The 15,822-nt window shown below is 69.4% G+C and carries 10 protein-coding genes and 3 pseudogenes; 10 read left to right on the top strand and 3 right to left on the bottom strand.

Going from position 1 to position 15,822, the window contains the following annotated elements:
- The 9 genes and pseudogenes from ACFWRT_RS35910 to ACFWRT_RS35870 all read left to right on the top strand — a co-directional run.
- A pseudogene (locus ACFWRT_RS35910) lies at positions 1-1,167 on the top strand (hypothetical protein); the annotation flags it as partial.
- 773 nt (positions 1,168-1,940) lie between these two features.
- Positions 1,941-2,627 carry a transcriptional repressor LexA gene (gene lexA / locus ACFWRT_RS35905; protein ID WP_380955397.1) on the top strand — a complete coding sequence of 229 codons (687 nt, stop codon included), beginning with the start codon at positions 1,941-1,943 and terminating at the stop codon, positions 2,625-2,627.
- 489 nt (positions 2,628-3,116) lie between these two features.
- Positions 3,117-3,491 carry a hypothetical protein gene (locus tag ACFWRT_RS35900; RefSeq protein WP_380955396.1) on the top strand — a complete coding sequence of 125 codons (375 nt, stop codon included), beginning with the start codon at positions 3,117-3,119 and terminating at the stop codon, positions 3,489-3,491.
- 282 nt (positions 3,492-3,773) lie between these two features.
- A pseudogene (locus ACFWRT_RS35895) lies at positions 3,774-4,440 on the top strand (HNH endonuclease family protein).
- Positions 4,441-4,708: 268 nt separating this feature from the next.
- A complete protein-coding gene (locus ACFWRT_RS35890; RefSeq protein ID WP_380955395.1) occupies positions 4,709-4,945 on the top strand; it encodes a hypothetical protein in 237 nt (78 codons plus the stop codon).
- Positions 4,942-5,219: pseudogene (locus ACFWRT_RS35885) on the top strand (hypothetical protein). Before ACFWRT_RS35890 ends, ACFWRT_RS35885 begins: the two are co-directional and overlap by 4 nt.
- Before the next feature lie 713 nt (positions 5,220-5,932).
- The gene (locus tag ACFWRT_RS35880) at positions 5,933-7,045 is read left to right on the top strand and encodes a bifunctional DNA primase/polymerase (protein ID WP_380955393.1); all 1,113 of its coding nucleotides are present in this window, start codon (positions 5,933-5,935) and stop codon (positions 7,043-7,045) included.
- Positions 7,042-8,571 (top strand): DNA primase family protein, encoded by a 1,530-nt coding sequence (locus ACFWRT_RS35875; protein ID WP_380955391.1) that lies wholly within the window; start codon positions 7,042-7,044, stop codon positions 8,569-8,571. Before ACFWRT_RS35880 ends, ACFWRT_RS35875 begins: the two co-directional genes overlap by 4 nt.
- Positions 8,568-8,969, top strand: a complete 402-nt coding sequence (locus ACFWRT_RS35870) for a DUF6009 family protein (RefSeq protein ID WP_380955389.1) — start codon at positions 8,568-8,570, stop codon at positions 8,967-8,969. The genes ACFWRT_RS35875 and ACFWRT_RS35870 overlap by 4 nt, the downstream gene beginning before the upstream one ends.
- A 156-nt stretch (positions 8,970-9,125) precedes the next feature.
- Here ACFWRT_RS35870 and ACFWRT_RS35865 read toward each other — a convergent pair whose 3' ends face one another.
- Positions 9,126-10,502 (bottom strand): hypothetical protein, encoded by a 1,377-nt coding sequence (locus tag ACFWRT_RS35865; RefSeq protein ID WP_380955387.1) that lies wholly within the window; start codon positions 10,500-10,502, stop codon positions 9,126-9,128.
- 480 nt (positions 10,503-10,982) lie between these two features.
- Between ACFWRT_RS35865 and ACFWRT_RS35860 the strand changes: the two genes are divergently transcribed.
- Entirely contained in the window at positions 10,983-11,192 is a 210-nt protein-coding gene (locus ACFWRT_RS35860; RefSeq protein ID WP_380955386.1) for a hypothetical protein, read from the top strand.
- 86 nt (positions 11,193-11,278) lie between these two features.
- On the opposite strand, the gene ACFWRT_RS35855 is transcribed toward ACFWRT_RS35860, so the two are convergent.
- Together ACFWRT_RS35855 and ACFWRT_RS35850 are read right to left on the bottom strand one after the other, a co-directional pair.
- Positions 11,279-12,307, bottom strand: coding sequence for a DNA polymerase Y family protein (locus tag ACFWRT_RS35855; RefSeq protein ID WP_380955384.1), 1,029 nt, complete (start codon positions 12,305-12,307; stop codon positions 11,279-11,281).
- On the bottom strand, positions 12,304-15,750 hold the full coding sequence (locus tag ACFWRT_RS35850; protein WP_380955383.1) for a DNA polymerase III subunit alpha: 3,447 nt from the start codon (positions 15,748-15,750) through the stop codon (positions 12,304-12,306). Before ACFWRT_RS35850 ends, ACFWRT_RS35855 begins: the two co-directional genes overlap by 4 nt.
- Positions 15,751-15,822 lie beyond the last annotated feature (72 nt).

Raw genomic sequence — 15,822 nt, 5'->3', positions numbered from 1 at the left:
GGCCGCAACTGGCGCCGTAAGGCGCCGGTCGAGGCGATGATGCCGCTGCGGCTGGCGAAGTACGGCGTCCCGCTCGCCGAGACCGCCCCGGCCGGCCTCGCAGCCGCCGGCATCCACGAACCCGAGCACGTCACGCTGGGACGGGTCGATGCCGGAAGCGAACCGGTGCTCCGCATCGGCCGCCAGCGGGCGGGGGAGTGGGCCGACGACGCCCAGCAGCCCGCCGCGGCCGCAGGCGAGGTACCGGTGGTGAGTGAGGCCGAAGCCGTACGTGAGGCATCAGCGGCGCAGCGGCCGGTGCCGGTGCTGCCGGACCTGGACTACGTGGCGGCCGCCGCGGCGTTCATTCAGCAGCGCGGGGGCGTCCCCGATGCGCGGCAGTTCGCGTTGTTCCTCGCGCTGTACGACATCACCGACCCCACAACTGGCGGGCCGCTCCCCGCGCTGCTGCTGGAGCCCGTGGTCGACGAGCTCCGGCTCCAGTACCGGGCACCTGAGTCGGTGACCGAGCGCCTCCAGCAGGAGACCGGGAGCGAGGACCCCATGGGCTCCCGGCCTACTGAGCCCGACCCGCAGTCGGAAGCAGCCCCGCTGGGGGAGCGGGCGCCGGGACAGACGGCCGGGACCAGCGCCTGGTTCGGCACTGCCCAGGAGACCCCCTCGGGTGGTGCCCCTCAGGCCACGTTGGAAGAGGTGGAATCCTGGAACGAAGCGACCCGGGACAACGCACCCGAGGAGCAGCCCTCCTCTTCCAACTCTCATTCCAACGCCCCCGTCGGCGCGGCCGCTGGCAGTAGCGGCGGGGCGAGGGCGGACCGGACCGGACAGGGCCGTCGCGTCGTGCAGATCAGGCTTCCCGAGCCCCATGGTGCGGACCGGACGCCTGCCCACGCACCTCCTGGTGACGGTGATGAAGAACCGGCGCGGAAGCGGGTGGAGCCGGTGGAGCTGGTGGAGGAGGAGGCCCCGACGCACGAGGAGAGGGTGCTGTCGGGCGCGGAGGTGGTGGCCGCCCGCTACCGGGAGCTGCCTGCGGAGGAGCGTGCGAGGTCGGCGAATGCCCTCGCGCCGCTGCTTGCCGAGGGCACGGATTACACCGTTGGAACGGTGCGGAAGTACCTCGGCGACATCAAGCGCGCTGAGAAGCAGACTGCCGTACGTCACTGAACCCGGCCGTTTTCCAACCCGTCACCGCGTTGGAAAGCGGACGGGGCGACGGGGGAGTGGACGCCTGCGATGGTGCTCGCACGTCACAAGACCGGCAGACGGGCGTACTCAGCACGCTGGAACAGAGCGGCCACCCGACGGGACGGCCCTGCAGGCTCGACGGCCCGCCGACCAGGGGCTCGACGTTGGAATCGCGAGTTGGAACGAGCTGACCTGCAATTTTCCAACTCTGACCCAGGCTCGGTCCCGGTGCAGCTCTTCCTCGAAGGACGATGCCGGGCCTGAGTTGGAACGGCTAGACGGCCTCTGCAGTGATGATCGCCCCAGAGGCTGACGGGACTGGAACTCCAGGGCCCGGCCGGAAGATGAACCTGGAACGAGCGGCTCGCCGAGTTGGAACTCCGGCCGCTCTCGCAGCCACTCACCATGCCCCAGGTTCCAACTGGGCGCGGCGCTGGAACTCCCGGTGGTGAGTTCCGTTTCAACTCACCACGGGCCGACCTCCTACTCACCACGGTCCGGCCGCCTGCTCACCACGGCCGGGCTCCCTACTCAGCACGGATGGGACCCCGCACCGAGGTGACTCCCCACGGGAACTCACCACGCCGCGCCTGCCGGGGGAGGCGGCCACACACCATGGGCTCCGGAGAACTCACCACGGCAGGTCACGGCCCTGACCCTGCTCATGTCGGGAATCGCAACAGTGTTCCCTATGCGGTGGTTGGCGGGTTAGTGTCCCCGAAAGCAAGATCCCGTCAGGGAGGGGGCGCCAGATGCAGGTTGTCGAGGCGAAGGGCAGGGCGGGTCGGCCGCCGGGGACCCGGGCCAACCGGGTGGGGCTGACCAGCCGACAGGCGGCCATCATCCACTTCATCGAGCAACAGGTCGCCTCGCGCGGCTATCCGCCGTCGATGCGGGAGATCGGGCAGGCCGTCGGGCTGAAGAGCAGCTCTTCGGTGTCCCATCAGCTGATGTCACTGGAGCGCAAGGGCTTCCTCTACCGCGACCCGCACCGGCCGCGCGCCTACCGCGTCCGCGCCCGCTGGACCGACCTCGTCCACGGCACCATCCCGCTCCCCGACTTCCGGACGGCGGACGTCCCGCTGCTGGGGAGGATCGCGGCCGGTACGCCGATCCTCGCGGAGGAAGCGGTCGAGGACGTCTACACGCTGCCCCGCCAGCTGGTGGGGGAGGGGCGCCTCTTCGCCCTCCGGGTCGTCGGCGACAGCATGATCGACGCCGCCATCTGCGACGGGGACTACGTCGTCGTCCAGCAGAGCCCCACCGCCCGGCACGGCGACATCGTCGCCGCCCTCCTGGACGACAAAGCCACCGTCAAGCGGCTCCACCGGCAGAACGGCCAGGTACTGCTCATGCCCCACAACCCGGCCTACCAGCCGATCCCCGGAGATGGCGCGACCATCCTCGGCAAGGTCGTCACAGTCATGCGCACCCTCTGAGAAACCACCCAGGAGCGATGCCCCGAGGGGAACGGGCCGGAGCCGTCACGGGACGAGATGTCAGCGGATCCGGGTACGCATCCGGATCAAATGGCTGTCGTAGAGGACCGTGCCGGTGATCCGAGCGAACGGCGCCGGCAGATCCCGCTCGATACGGCAGATCGGTGAACGCGTCGGCCCCTCCTCCACCAGCTCCGTCGCATACCAGCTCGGCCACCTCGAAGGCTGGGGACTGACCACCCGTACCGGCAGAGGCTGGAAGACCTGCTGCCTCGGGAGCTCGAAGCACCCGCGTCGCGGCCTGAGGAACCGCTGACCGACCGCACGGAGGTCAGGTCAGTGCGGAGCGTGCCCGAGCCGAGCTGGCCGAGGGTGCGCAGCCTTTCGGGGTGTGCCGACCGGGCCGGGTACTCATCCGGTCGTGACTGCGGGGCAGCGCTCGTCACCAGTTGGGTGGGCTCTCGTTCTCGTGGTGTGAATACTCCTCGCGTGGCCCTGAGCTTGGGTGTCGTAGCGTCGGCTGCCCTGATCCCTGTGGCGCTTCCCGCGCCGGCGAGCGCGACCGACGTCATCGGCATCGGAAACAGCGCCCACGACAACCGCTGTGCCAACGAGGGCGGGGCCCGGGCGTTTGCTCCCACAGGGTTCGCCGCAGGCACGGTGAGCGACCTCGTGGCGGCTGTCCCGGTGGCTGCTCCCGCCAACCAGTGCGGAGGCCTCGGATCTCCGCTCGTCGATGTCGGCGTAGACAACGTAGCGAACTGCTCGGGAGTCATCGGGACGGCTAATTGTGTCGGTAACAACTTCCAGACCGGTGGCGCGGTCGAAGGCGGTGCGGTGAGCGGAGGCGGATCCACCGGATGACAACCTTGGGCCGCCGATAGCGATTGCTCCGGCCGCGCTGGATAGAGTCTGGGGCAGACCGTGCCGTATGGATGTGCGGGACAGGTCCGGGATCTCCTGGAGTACGGCTCGGGCCCCTGGCGCCCGTGGCGGCCCTGCCGCCGGTACTGGGCCCCGCCCCACGGAGCTCTCCGGGACGACGGGTCTGGCGGAGCGTTTCTCCGATGAACCTCTTCCCCCGGGCGGGTGACCGCCCGGCGCAGGACCTCACCGGGGACAGAGTACGGCCGGTAGAACGCCGTGGTGATCAAAAACCTTGCGCGCACCTTCGGCGTGCTCTCCCTTGCCCTTCTTCCCTCTCTTTCCTTCCCTGCCGCTTCGGCTGCTTCGGCGGCGGAGGTGACGACGCTGTTCGACGCGGTCGGCCTGGTGCAGGTGACCGAGAAGGACCGTACCGGCTACACCCGCAGCAAGTTCAAGCACTGGAACTCCGGCGACGACAAGTCCGACGGGGGCAACACCCGCGACGAAGTGCTCCTGGCCGAGGCGGTGGTGGCGCCGACGGTGGAGGCCGACTGCAAGCTGACCGGCGGCACCTGGGTGAGCTACTACGACGGCCAGGAGGTCACCAGCGCTGGCTCCCTGGACATCGATCACATGGTCCCGCTCGCCGAGGCCTGGGATTCCGGGGCCTCGGCCTGGACGGCGGCGCGGCGGGAGGCATACGCGAACGACCAAGGCGCGGACGTCTCGCTCGTGGCGGTGACGGCGCGCACCAACCGGTCTAAGAGCGACCAGGATCCGGCGGACTGGATGCCGCCGTCTGCGCAGGTGCAGTGCCGGTACGGAGTGGGTGGCCACCAAGCTCCGCTGGGACCTCGCTGCGGACGATCGCGAGCTTCAGGTGCTGATGGGGTATGCCGAGGGGCCGTGCGAGGACACCATTGTCCGCTATACGTCGGCTGTCTGATCCCGCTCGGCAGCCGTCAGGCAGTACGGTTCCCCGGTGGTGGTGGTCATTGACACCGTCACCGGCCGGACTGCTCGACACCGAGGAGTTCCCCGCCATCGAGGACGACATGACAGAGCTGGCCCGCGAGAGCATCGGCGACGTCGACTCCTCGCTCGGCATGTGATGCACCTGGCACGCTCCCGGCCGGGTCGCACGGAGTGGCCCCGGGGGCTGCGGCTGCCCGATACCGTGGTGGCACACACCCGTTCGCGCCCAGGAGGCCCCGATGAGCGAACAGCCGGTCCCCGGCGACACCACCGTCCGGCAGCAGCTGGAGCCCGACGCCGCTGACGGACTGCGCGCGTACGCGGCCCGGACACGCGAGAGCGCCGACCAGCTCGCCGCCGTCCTAGAGGACATCGCCACCAACGGCCTGCCCACCGTGGAGGACTGCACGCCGTGGGAGGAGCTGTGCGAGACACACCTCGCCCGGCTCGCTGCCCAGCGCCCGGCCGTCGCCTGACGCCCGCACCGTACGGCCCACGCCGCCGCGCCCGCATCGCGTTCTCCGACTCCGCCGCCAAGCAGCTGGACTCCATCACCAGCGAGGCCGAGCTCCACGCCCTGGACCGCGCCCTGGTCGTCCTCTCCATCGACCTCGACGCCGGCGAACTCCTCCCCGGCGACAGCCCGGACCACTGCTGGGCCAGTACGTCGATGACGTCGAACGCGTCCGGCTCTTGTATTGGGTGACCACGCTCAAGACCGTCGTGGTTGTGGCCTTCCTCGAGGTCTAGCACCCGCCCACGGCCCTCGCGCTGCTCCTGTTCCTGCTGCTCATGCTCCTAGTTGTCCTGCCCGGCAGCCCATGCACCAGTCGGCTGGTGCATGGGAGAGCGATGACATTCGAAGGCCGGCCCCGGTCGGCGTACGGGCGCGCTGCTCGTGGAGCAGCGCCCCAGCCGACGCTCTGCCCGTCGACGGCTCCGAAGCCCTGGTGATCCTCATCCCCCTTGCTTACGCTGCGCCCGGGCCGACCGGCGTACAGCTTGCTCTGGAGAGTGCCTTGGGTTGAGTCGCTTGAGTCGCTGGGTTGGTTCAGCGACTCAAGCTGAGCGACTGACAGCTGGTTCGGTCGCTCCCCCAGGAAACGAAGAAACCGCAGCTCAGGAAGGGGCAGTGCGGTGGAACAGCGACCGAAGCGACCGGACTTCGTCATATATCAAGAACTCCTGTGTGCGCGTGTGCGTCATATATAGCGAGCTTCAGTCGCTTCAGTCGCTGTTGCGGCAACTTCATGGCCCTGAGCTGCAGTTTTCTGAAAGCTGGTGAGCAGCGACCAAAGTCCCCGGTCGCTGCGTAGTCAGTTCGGTCGCTGCTCAGGCACGCAGTCTCGTTAGCTCGCCGACGGGAGACGCGCCCTTCTTGTCACGGCAGCGCGAGTACTGGGCGGCAGTTCGCTAAGGTGTGTTTGTTATTCAGTCGCTTCGGTCGCTTTGAGGGGGTGTTGATGCCTGCTGACCTGCGCTTTTCCCCCAGCGACCCACGGGATGAAGGCTTGCTTCCTTCAGTCGCTGCTGTGCCACTTGCTACGGCGAGGTGGTGTGCCCGTCAGGGCTGGCCGGTGCACCCCCTGGCCCCTGGCCGTAAGACTCCTGCGGCGAACTGTGAGGCATGCCGCCGCCCCGGTCACTCCCACGCAGGGTGCACCTGCCCGTCCGAGGGCCGGTGGTGCCACAGTTTCCACGCGGCGACGCTAGACCAGCGCCGTATCGACCGATGGTGGAGCAACAACCCTCAGTTCGGTACTGGTGTTGCCTGCGGTCCCGCAGGTCTGGTCGTCATTGACATCGACGCCCACGCGACGAAGCCTCCCAGCCGCGACAGGATCCTGCCGGGCATCCCCATCAGCGACCAGGTCAACCTTGCCGGCCTCACCAACGGCTTCCACACCATCGCCCTACTCGCGGCCCTGCGCGACATGCCCAGCCCGGCAGACGACACCAACACCCTGCGCGTGCGGACACCATCCGGCGGACTCCACGTCTGGTACCGAGTGGGGGACAGCCGCTCCTGGCAGTGCTCCAGCGGCTCCAGCCCAGGGCGCGCTCTGGCCTGGCAGGTAGATGTCCGGGCCAACGGCGGCTACATCGTCGCGCCCGGCACCACCACGACCACCGGCACCTACACACCGCTCGGCCCGGTACGCCGCCCTTCCGTCCTCCCCGACTGGCTGGCCCAGGAACTCGAACGCACCGGCCACCTGCCCGCCTTGGACGTCCCCGCCCCACGCGCCGTACCCCCACGCGCGCAGCAGGCCGTCATCGCCGCGGGCGGAGGCCGCCACCACACCCACAACATCCTCGCCTCCGTGCTCGCCCCGGTCGAAGCATGCGGCCAAGTCGCCGAGGGAGCGGGGTTCTCCGACATCCTCAACCGCGCCGCCTACACCCTCGGGGGCCTGGTCGCCGCAAGCCGCCTCTCCCAGAAGGAAGCCGAGGACCTCCTCCTGCAGACCGCGGCCGCCGCCCGCCCCGGCCAGGAACACCGGGCCGAACAGATCATCCGCAGCGGCATGGCTGCCGGGCTCAAGCGCCCGCTGTACTCCGGGAGCGTCCGATGACATCACCCGGCAACGACAACATGCTCTTCCACTTCGACCCGCAACTTGTCGCTGCACAGATCCGCGAGCAAGGCCCCCTGCCGCTGCCGGCCCAGGCCCTCACAACACCCGCAGCTGCCAGCTCCGGGGAGGCAACCCAGCACGGGCTGCTGCCGGACACCCTCACCGACCGGGGCAACGCCAAACTCTTCGTCAAGCTCTACGCCAACGACTACCGGCACGTCCCCGGCATGGGCTGGTACAGGTGGGACACCACCCGCTGGCAGATCGACGAGGACGACACCGTCGTCTGGGCCGCAGGTGACCTCGCCGAAAGCATCGCCTCCAGCGACCCCCGCGGCCTCTACACCACCCAGGCGCTCCAGCAGCACCGCCGCCGCGCCCTGTCCACCACAGGCATGAACGCCATGCTCACCCAGGCGAAATCAGCCCCGGGTATGGTCCTCAACGCCGCACGGCTCGACGCCGACGCCTATGCCCTGTGCACCCCCGACGGCATCGTCGACCTCCGCACCGGCCTGTTGAAGACCCCGGACCCGAACAAGGACTTCCACTCCCGCTCCACCTCCGTCGGGCCCCGCCCTAACCCGACCCCCCGATGGAACCGCTTCCTCACCGACACCTTCGGCGACGACGCCGAAGGCACCGAGATGATCGCGTTCCTCCAACTCCTCCTCGGATACTCCGTCACCGGCGACGTCGGAGGGCAGATTTTGCCCTTCCTCTTCGGCTCCGGAAAGAACGGTAAGTCCGTCCTCCTCGACGTCCTCATGAAACTCCTCGGCGACTACGCCGACGCAGCCCCTCCCGGCTTCCTCATGGCACGCCCCTACGAAGGCCACCCCACCGACCTCGCCGAGCTCCACGGACGCCGCGTCATCGTCTGCTCCGAGGTCAAGCACGGAGACAAGTTCGACGAGGCCCGCGTCAAACTGCTGACCGGCGGAGACCGCATCAAGGCACGCCGCATGCGTCAGGACTTCTTCAGCTTTCAGCCCACCCACAAACTCTGGCTCTTGGGCAACCACCGACCTGAGGTTGGCACCGGCGGATTCGCCTTCTGGCGCCGCATGCGCCTGATCCCCTTCACCCGCGTCGTCTCCGACGACCGCAAAATCGACAACCTCGCCGACATCCTCGTCACCGAAGAAGGCCCCGGGATCCTCGGCTGGCTCATCGACGGCGCCCGTCGCTATCTCGCCGGTGACAAAGACCTCACCGGACCCGAACGCGTCCGCATCGCCACCACCGCCTACGCCGAAACCGAAGACCACACCGGCCGCTTCTTCGAAGAGTCCTGCACCCTCGGCCCCGACCTACGGGCCGAGCAGACCGGTCTCTACGCCGCCTACCGCACCTGGTGCCAGGAAGAAGGCGCACCCGCCATGACCTCACGCGCCTTCGCCGCCCGCGCCCGCGAACTCGCCGGCCTGGCATCTCCGAAGGAAATGATCCTGTCCAACCAGCGCAAGTACTACCCGGGCATCGGACTACTCCCCGAGCACGAGAGGCAGGCGACCGCATGAGTTCCCTGATCACCGAGGACGAGATCAGCCACGAGATCGAACTCGTCTGGCTCGAAGAAACCGTCGGCCTCGACTACGTCCGTCAGAGCCTGGACCGCCTCTCGACCCGTCGCGGTAAGCCCCCCTATCACCGCGACGGCCGCATGATCGGCTACGCCCTCCTGGGCCCCCAGGCCAAAGCCTCCCGCTCCTCCGGCACCTTCCGCCGCCGAGTCTTCTGGCTTCTTCCGCACGACCGCGACACCCAGCCCCAAGGCCTCTACGCCACCGGTGCCCCCGCCGAAGCCGTCGACCCCCGCACCCTGGCCGCCGGTACTAAGGGCTATAAGACCGAACGATCTGAAGGCGGCCCGCCCTCCACCGCCATGCAGGAACTCGGAATAACTCTCCCGCTGTGACGCCGGCATCCGTACCGCGAGCTGAAGACTTTGCCCAAACCGAGTATCGGGCCGCCCGCTCCTGATGGAGAGCCAGGTCGTTGATCCCGGTTCGTCGACTGCAATAAACCTCATCCAACCGGTGCATGCTGGACGCGGACCGCGCTGCGGCCGGTGTCACATAGCGGTGGGCAGGGCCACGGTGAGAAGCTGGGTGTTGCCCGCGACGCCGCCGGGGCCGGTGAGCCACCGCAGCACGATCGCCAGCACTTGCGGATCGTCGAACAGCAGAGTCTTGGCGCTTTTCAGAACGACGAGCATCTCAAGGGCGGTGGACATCACTTCCGTGGGGCTGTCGCCGCCGTACACCCGGGCGGCGTAGCTGCCACGGTCGCCGCTACGGGAGGGATAGGCCGGCATTACAGACCGATACGCGCATTCCTTCGCGAGCGTGGTGTCCGCGGCCCCCGGGTGCAGCGGCAGCAGCGTGTCGCCCCCGCCCGCCACGGCGTGTCGGCCCTGCAGCAGCCGCATGAGGTCGAGCCAGCAGCCCAGAGGCAGCACGTTCTCCAACACGTGCCCCACCTCATGGGCGACCACGTCGGCCCCGTCGAACTGTCCGATGGTGACGCTCACCCCGCCAGCCTCGGTGTACGCCCGGATGTTCTGGTCCCGCCCAGCCGCCTTGACCACGGTGAAGCGGGGGCGCGGCAACCCCGCGTGCGCGCCCGGGTCCACGATGTTGGTGAGGGCGTGCAGCGCAGCCTTGATGTTCTTGACGGTCGACGGCAGGGCCTTCTCCGTGACAAGGCTGGTCTTCTCATCGTCGAGCTCGGAAGCAGCCGCCTCCACCAGCGGGTTCGTGGACCAGCGGGCGTCGACCCCGTTCCGTAACGACACCGAGCCCGCGCCCTGCAGCGCTGTGCGGACGGACTCCAGTCGGCCGAGGCCCTCGGTGAGAGCCTCTTTGACCTTCTGCGGGAGCACGGGTTGGAAGGTCGGCGACTGAGGGTGAGCCGCCAGATAGGCAGCACCGATCGCGTCCTGCGGGCCGGTGGCGCCGAGCGCGGCCAGGGTCGCGAACCGATGGAAGAGCGTGACGATGTCGTCGCTGGGCCGGACGCGCAGCGCCGACTGCTGGTACCAGTCGAGAACCAACTGTCGGGCGATCCGATCCAGGAACGGCTCCAAGAGCGTCGCGGCCTGAGCCGGCGTGTAGGCGCCGTAGATCGGGTCCTGCTGGCTGATTGCCGCCATGGCGTGCGCCCGAAGGTTAGCCGGGAACAGCCCGAGATCGGCGTTCAGGGCCCCCGGGGCGCCCAGCAGGCTTCTCGCGGTCTCCTGGAACACCTCGGTGTCGTTCGCGAGCGTCGCAGGGTTGGCGGGCAGCGCCACCGGGACTTCGGCCCGCAGTGCCGTAACCAGCATGCCGACCAGATCGTGCGCATCGGGAAGGTGGCTGCCGTCCAGGCGAGAGCGGATGCGCCTGTCAACCTGTCCGGGCAGGTCGGGCGGAGTGTCACCGGGCAGGTACTGGGCCTTCGGATGCGGCATGGCGAGCCCCCTCGCTCGTGAGCGGACGCGGCACGGCTCCCCCAGCCGACAGTCCGCTGCGTTTGTGCTGACAGTAGGTCAGGCGAGGGTCCGCGTCGAGACTCCTGTCAGGAAATATCCGGCCATCAGCCGCCGGAAACGTGATCCTCGCCGGGCGCGGTATGTTCGCTTCGCAAGTGACGACGACGGGACACAGAACAGGAGCGCGGAGTCGAGAAACGCGGCCGGGATTACCCACGTGCCTATGCCCTCACCTCGTTCTTAAACGACCAATTACATGCGACAAGTTGAGGGCCTTCCGACCAGCAAAGGCTGGAATGACAGATGCCCCCACCACCTGCGGGAAGCGAAGGGGCCGTCACGCACACCGGCACCCATTTCTACCGCAGGATGACCGCAGTTCAACCGCTCTCTACCAGCTGCCACGCACCACTCGCTGCGGACGGCTTGGCCATCCACCTTTATGTGAACATGAGGCTCATGGACAAGATCTCTTCCGTCGAGTTGGCGGCTCAACATCAGCGCACCGCCGAGGCAGCCGCTGACGCAGCGCGAGTAGATGTCGAACTCGAAGCCGTGGCCGCAGTCCGTGAGGGTGAGCCGGTGGAGGAAGTCTCCGAAGTCTCGAGTATCGGCTCCACTGATCTCCGGTACCTGGAGAAGGCCGCTGAGGATCTGCCGCAGGGCTGAGCAAACCACCGTCCTTCGCATGCCCGGAAGGCACACCAGACTTCCGGCCTTCCACCCAACCCGGCACGCCTAGAAGTCAACGTCCCTCACCTGCTATTTCTCATGCCCGGCCTGCGCGCGAGGCGTGCGGGCTTGATGACGTCCCTTCCGTACCGTTGCCGGGCACGGTCCTGGACGGCTTCGATGAGCAGGGCCTTGTCAACGGCGTGGTCGAGGGTGAGTTGACGAACGGCGTGTTCGGCAGGTTGCAGCCGTTCTGCCCGGATGGTCAGCGTACGTACGCGGGCGCGCTGGAGGCCAAGCCCGGTGAGGAGTTCGCGGGTGGTGGCGGTCAGTGTTGGGGTATGGGCGGTTGGTTCGGCGAGGCGGCGGTTTCGGCTGGTCTGGGTGCGGTCGGCGTAGGTCACGGTGAGCGTGAGCGCCTGGGCGATCTCGCCGCTCGTACGCAGTCGGCCGCCGAGCTCCTGGACCAGGCCGAGCACCGCGCGCTGGTGCCGGTCGGAGTCGAGTTCGTCGCGGGCGAAGCGGTGACCCGCGCTCATGCTTCTGGGGGCTGCCCCCGGGACGACTGCGCGTTCGTCGATCCCGTGTGCCCGTTCGAGGGCCAGCCGTGCCGCGGTAGTCCCGAGGATGCGCTGGAGGGTGGAGAGCTGAGTGTCGGCGATGTCGCCGACACTGGTGATGCCGTAGCGGGAGAGGGCGCGGGCGGTCTTGGGGCCGATGCCGGGGAGGGCGGAGGCCGGTTTGGTGCGCAGGAACGCGGCGATCTCGTAAGGCTCGTCTCGCACCACGGTTGCGGCTCCCGACGGGGTGATGTCGGCGGCCATGGCCGCGATGGAGCGGGTGGGTCCGGCGCCGGCGGAGCACTGGACGCCGTGAAGGGCGAGCAGGCGCAGCCTGAGCACGGCGACCAGGCCCTCGACGTCGCGGCCCCAGTAGGACAGGGCGCCGGTGAGGTCGACGTAGGCGGACCAGTCGGCCGACAGGGGCTCCACGCGGGAGCTGATGCTGTCGACGACCGTGAGCAGCTGCCCGTACAACTCCTCGGTCCGCTCGGCAGGGTGGAAGTGAACCCGCAGGATCGCGCGCGGCCGCTGCCGGCTTGTGGTGTTCATCCCGGGCTCCCGGGGCTGCGGTGTCCGAAGCGGGTGAGGTCGGCCGACCGGGTTCCGGCGGGTTGCAGGTCGCTCCAGGGGTGCAGGCGCGCGCCTGCGGTGCCGTCGGGGATCGTCCGCCCTGGCGCGGGCTGAGCGGGCGTCGGCGCGGCGGCCTGGCCGAGGAGGTCGAGAACGGCCTGCGGCCCGTGGGTCGCGCGGGCGGCCGCGAGCTCGTCGAGGTCCCAGGCCATCTCACCGACGATGGTGCGCCGGGGCCCGCGGGCTTCGACGGTGCCGCGTACGAGGAGCAGGCCGTGGTGGAAGACCGTGTGCGCGCACCGCTCGTGCGAGTCCTCGAAGAAAGCCAGGTCAACGAGGCCGCTGCCGTCTTCGAGGGTGACGAAGATGATCCTCCGTCCCGAGGCGATGGGCGGGGTCTGGGTGGAGGCACGGACACCGGCGACCAGGACACGCTGCCCGGGGTGCATCGCGCGCAGGTGCTTGGCGTCGGTGGCGCCGATCTCGCGGAGCAGACGGTGGTGGTCTTCCATGAGGTGCCGTGAGACGTCGATCTTGAGGACGCCGAGCTCGGCGTCGAGCTGTTCACGGGCGGTCATCTCCCGCAGCCCGGACGGCTTGGCCGTGTCCAAGCCGGTGGTGAGCGGGAGCTGCCCGGCTCCGGGGCGGGTGCGGGCTTGGCGGTGGAGCTCGGCCGCCTGCAGCAGCAGGTCCCGCCGTGTCGACTCACTCCTGAACTGGTCGAGGGCGCCGATGCGGATGAGGCGCTCGACTGTAGGGAGTTTCGGGTGGGCGCGGGCGTAGAAGTCCTGGAAGGAGGTGTAGGGCTGGCCTGCGGTGATCCGGGCGACTTCGTCGTCGGAGATGCCGTGGATCGTGGACAGGGAGATCCGCACGCCCCACCCCGATCCGGTCTGTTCCACCGCGTACTGGGCCTGGGAGGTGTTGATGTCGACGGGCAGGACGGGGACGTCGTGGCGGCGGGCGTCGGCGACGATGACCCGGGCCGGCCACATGCCGGGGTCGTGCTCCAGCAGACCGGCGTACAGGGCGGCGGGGTGGTGGGCCTTGAGCCAGGCGGACTGGAGCGCGGGCACGGCGAACGCGACGGCGTGGGCCCGGCAGAACCCGTAGGCGCCGAACGAGGCGACGACGTCCCATACCTCGTCCAGCACCGCCGGGCTGTAGTCGCGGGTGCCGGCCTGCTGCCGGAACCACGCCTCGACCTTCGGCAGCCGCTCCTTGTCGCTGAGGGCACGGCGGGCGACTTCGCCCAGGGCGCGGTCGCAGCCGGTCATCACCGCGAGGATGCCGATGATCTGCTCGTGCCAGATCGTCACCCCGTACGTATCGCTCAGGACCGGCTCCAGGTCAGGGTGCGGGTAGGTGGGGGCGGCACCGTGGCGGGCGGCGATGTAGAGCGCGGGCATCCCGCCCTGCACCGGTCCCGGGCGGAACAGGCTGATGTCGGCGATGACGTCCTGCGGGCCGCGGGGCTGGAGCCGGCCGACCAGGTCCTGCTGGCCGGGGGACTCCAGCTGGAACATCCCCACCGTGTCCGAGGCCTGGATGAGAGCGAAGGCGAACCGGTCGTCCAGGGGCACGTGGTCGGGGTTGTCGAGGTCGATGGCCTTGCCGGTGGTGCGGCGGATCTCGGTGACGGCGTGCGCCATCGCCGACTGCATCCGCACCCCCAGCACGTCGAGCTTGAGCAGGCCCAGGTCCTCGACGTCCTCCTTGTCGGCCTGGAGCATCGGGTACTCCCCGCCGGGGGTGGGCTGGACGGGCAGCCGGTCCAGCAGGCTGGTGTTGGAGAGAATCACGCCGCACGGGTGCATTGCGATCCCGCGCGGCAGCGCGTCCAAGCTCTCGGCGAGCTCCCACAGCGGCCCGTACCGCCCGGCATCGGCCGCGAGCTTCCGCAGCTCTGGCAGCTCGGAGAGGGCGGAGCGGATGTCGCACGCCCGGATGTGCGGGAACGACTTCGCGATCCAGTCCACCGTGGCCGGGGCGATCCCGAGCGCGAGGCCGGTGTCCCGCAGCGCGTGCCGGGCCCGGTAGGTCTCGGGCATCCCGGTGACCGCGACCCGCTCCCGCCCGAAGCGGTCGATGATCCGGTCGTACACCTCCAGCCGGCGCGCGGACTCCACGTCGATGTCGATGTCCGGCAGCGACGAGCGCCGCTCGGACAGGAACCTTTCGAACAGCAGGTGGTGCTCCAGCGGGTTCGCGGTGGCGACGAACAGGCTGTGGTTGACCATGGAGCCGGCTCCGGAGCCGCGGGCGGCGACCCGGATGCCCATGTCCCGCACATCGGCGACGACCTGGGCCACGGCGAGGAAGTACGGCTCGTAGTGCAGGCGGCCGATGACGCCGAGCTCGTAGTCGAGCTGGTCCATCGAACGGCGGTCCCGGTCGAGGCCGCGGGCGGCCATGCCGCTTTCGCACCGCTGCCGCAGCAGCCGCATCGCCCCGCCCGCCCTCGCCTCTGCGCCGACGACGGAAGGCTCGGGGAAGTGCGGGACACCGAGCCCCAGGTCCCTCACCGGGTCGACCTCGCACGCCTCTGCGACGGCCGCGGTGTCGGCGAGCAGCTGCACGGCGCGTGCCCGGCCGCCCCCGTGCGCGGCTGCCACCCGCTCGGCGATCTCGGTCATCGTCGGCCCGTCCTTGAGCCAACGTTCCCCGCAGTCGAGCCGTCGCCGGTCGACGGGCCGCAGGAGCCGGGCCGCGTCCAGGACGTCCGCGACCCGGTGCTGGGACCGGTCGGCGTACCGTACGGCGTTGGTCAGCACTGCAGGGATACCGAGGCGGTCGGCGAGCGCCAGGGTGTGCGCGGCCAGGCGTACCGACCCCGGGCCTGTACCGGACAGGCCCCAGCACACGACCTCCAGCCGCAGCCCGCCGCCGACAGCCTCCTGCCACGGTGCGAGGAGCCGCTCGGCGATGTCCGGGCGGCCGGCGGCGAGCGCCCGTAGCGGCTCCGACGCCGGACCGAGCAGCACCACCATCCCCTCACCCGCGTACCGGCCGAGCATCTCCCACGAAGCTGCCGGCGGCGCACCCGCGGCGAAGGCCTCGGCGTGCACGGCGGATACGAGTCGGCATAGCCGTGCCCACCCGGTCGCGTTCCTGGCGAGGAGCGTGGCCCGGAACGGTGCCTCGGCTACGTGCGCTCCTCCGCGCACCGGGGAACGCCGGCGGGCCTCGGCGGAGGGCGTATGAGGGGCGATGCCGAGGTCGACGCCGAACAGCGGCTTCACCCCGGCGGCTGTGGCGGCCTTCGCGAAGCGCACCGTGCCGGTGACCATGTCGCGGTCGGTCAGCGCCAGCGCCCCGATCCCGCGCTCGGACGCCCGCGCGACGAGATCATGGGAGTGCGAGGCACCGTATCGGGCCGAAAACCCACTGCTGACATGCAGGTGAGGGACGCTTTCCCGCATCACACCCTCCGCCCATAACCCCCAAAGTGTTACTAATCGAACTCTTCTCCCTCGACTGTATCGAACATTAAT

The sequence above is a fragment of the Streptomyces cyaneofuscatus genome, from assembly GCF_042718795.1.
GTDB classification, from domain to species: Bacteria; Actinomycetota; Actinomycetes; order Streptomycetales; family Streptomycetaceae; genus Streptomyces; species Streptomyces cyaneofuscatus_A.
This window is presented reverse-complemented; position numbering and strand designations above follow the sequence as displayed.

Bases quoted from the DNA above. Each gene is read 5' to 3' on its own strand.
- ACFWRT_RS35860 (WP_380955386.1), top strand. From the start codon at position 10,983: ATGGACAAGATCTCTTCCGTCGAGTTGGCGGCTCAACATCAGCGCACC.
- ACFWRT_RS35875 (WP_380955391.1), top strand. From the start codon at position 7,042: ATGACATCACCCGGCAACGACAACATGCTCTTCCACTTCGACCCGCAA.
- ACFWRT_RS35865 (WP_380955387.1), bottom strand. From the start codon at position 10,502: ATGCCGCATCCGAAGGCCCAGTACCTGCCCGGTGACACTCCGCCCGAC.
- lexA (WP_380955397.1), top strand. From the start codon at position 1,941: ATGCAGGTTGTCGAGGCGAAGGGCAGGGCGGGTCGGCCGCCGGGGACC.
- ACFWRT_RS35890 (WP_380955395.1), top strand. From the start codon at position 4,709: ATGAGCGAACAGCCGGTCCCCGGCGACACCACCGTCCGGCAGCAGCTG.
- ACFWRT_RS35880 (WP_380955393.1), top strand. From the start codon at position 5,933: ATGCCTGCTGACCTGCGCTTTTCCCCCAGCGACCCACGGGATGAAGGC.
- ACFWRT_RS35870 (WP_380955389.1), top strand. From the start codon at position 8,568: ATGAGTTCCCTGATCACCGAGGACGAGATCAGCCACGAGATCGAACTC.
- ACFWRT_RS35855 (WP_380955384.1), bottom strand. From the start codon at position 12,307: ATGAACACCACAAGCCGGCAGCGGCCGCGCGCGATCCTGCGGGTTCAC.
- ACFWRT_RS35850 (WP_380955383.1), bottom strand. From the start codon at position 15,750: ATGCGGGAAAGCGTCCCTCACCTGCATGTCAGCAGTGGGTTTTCGGCC.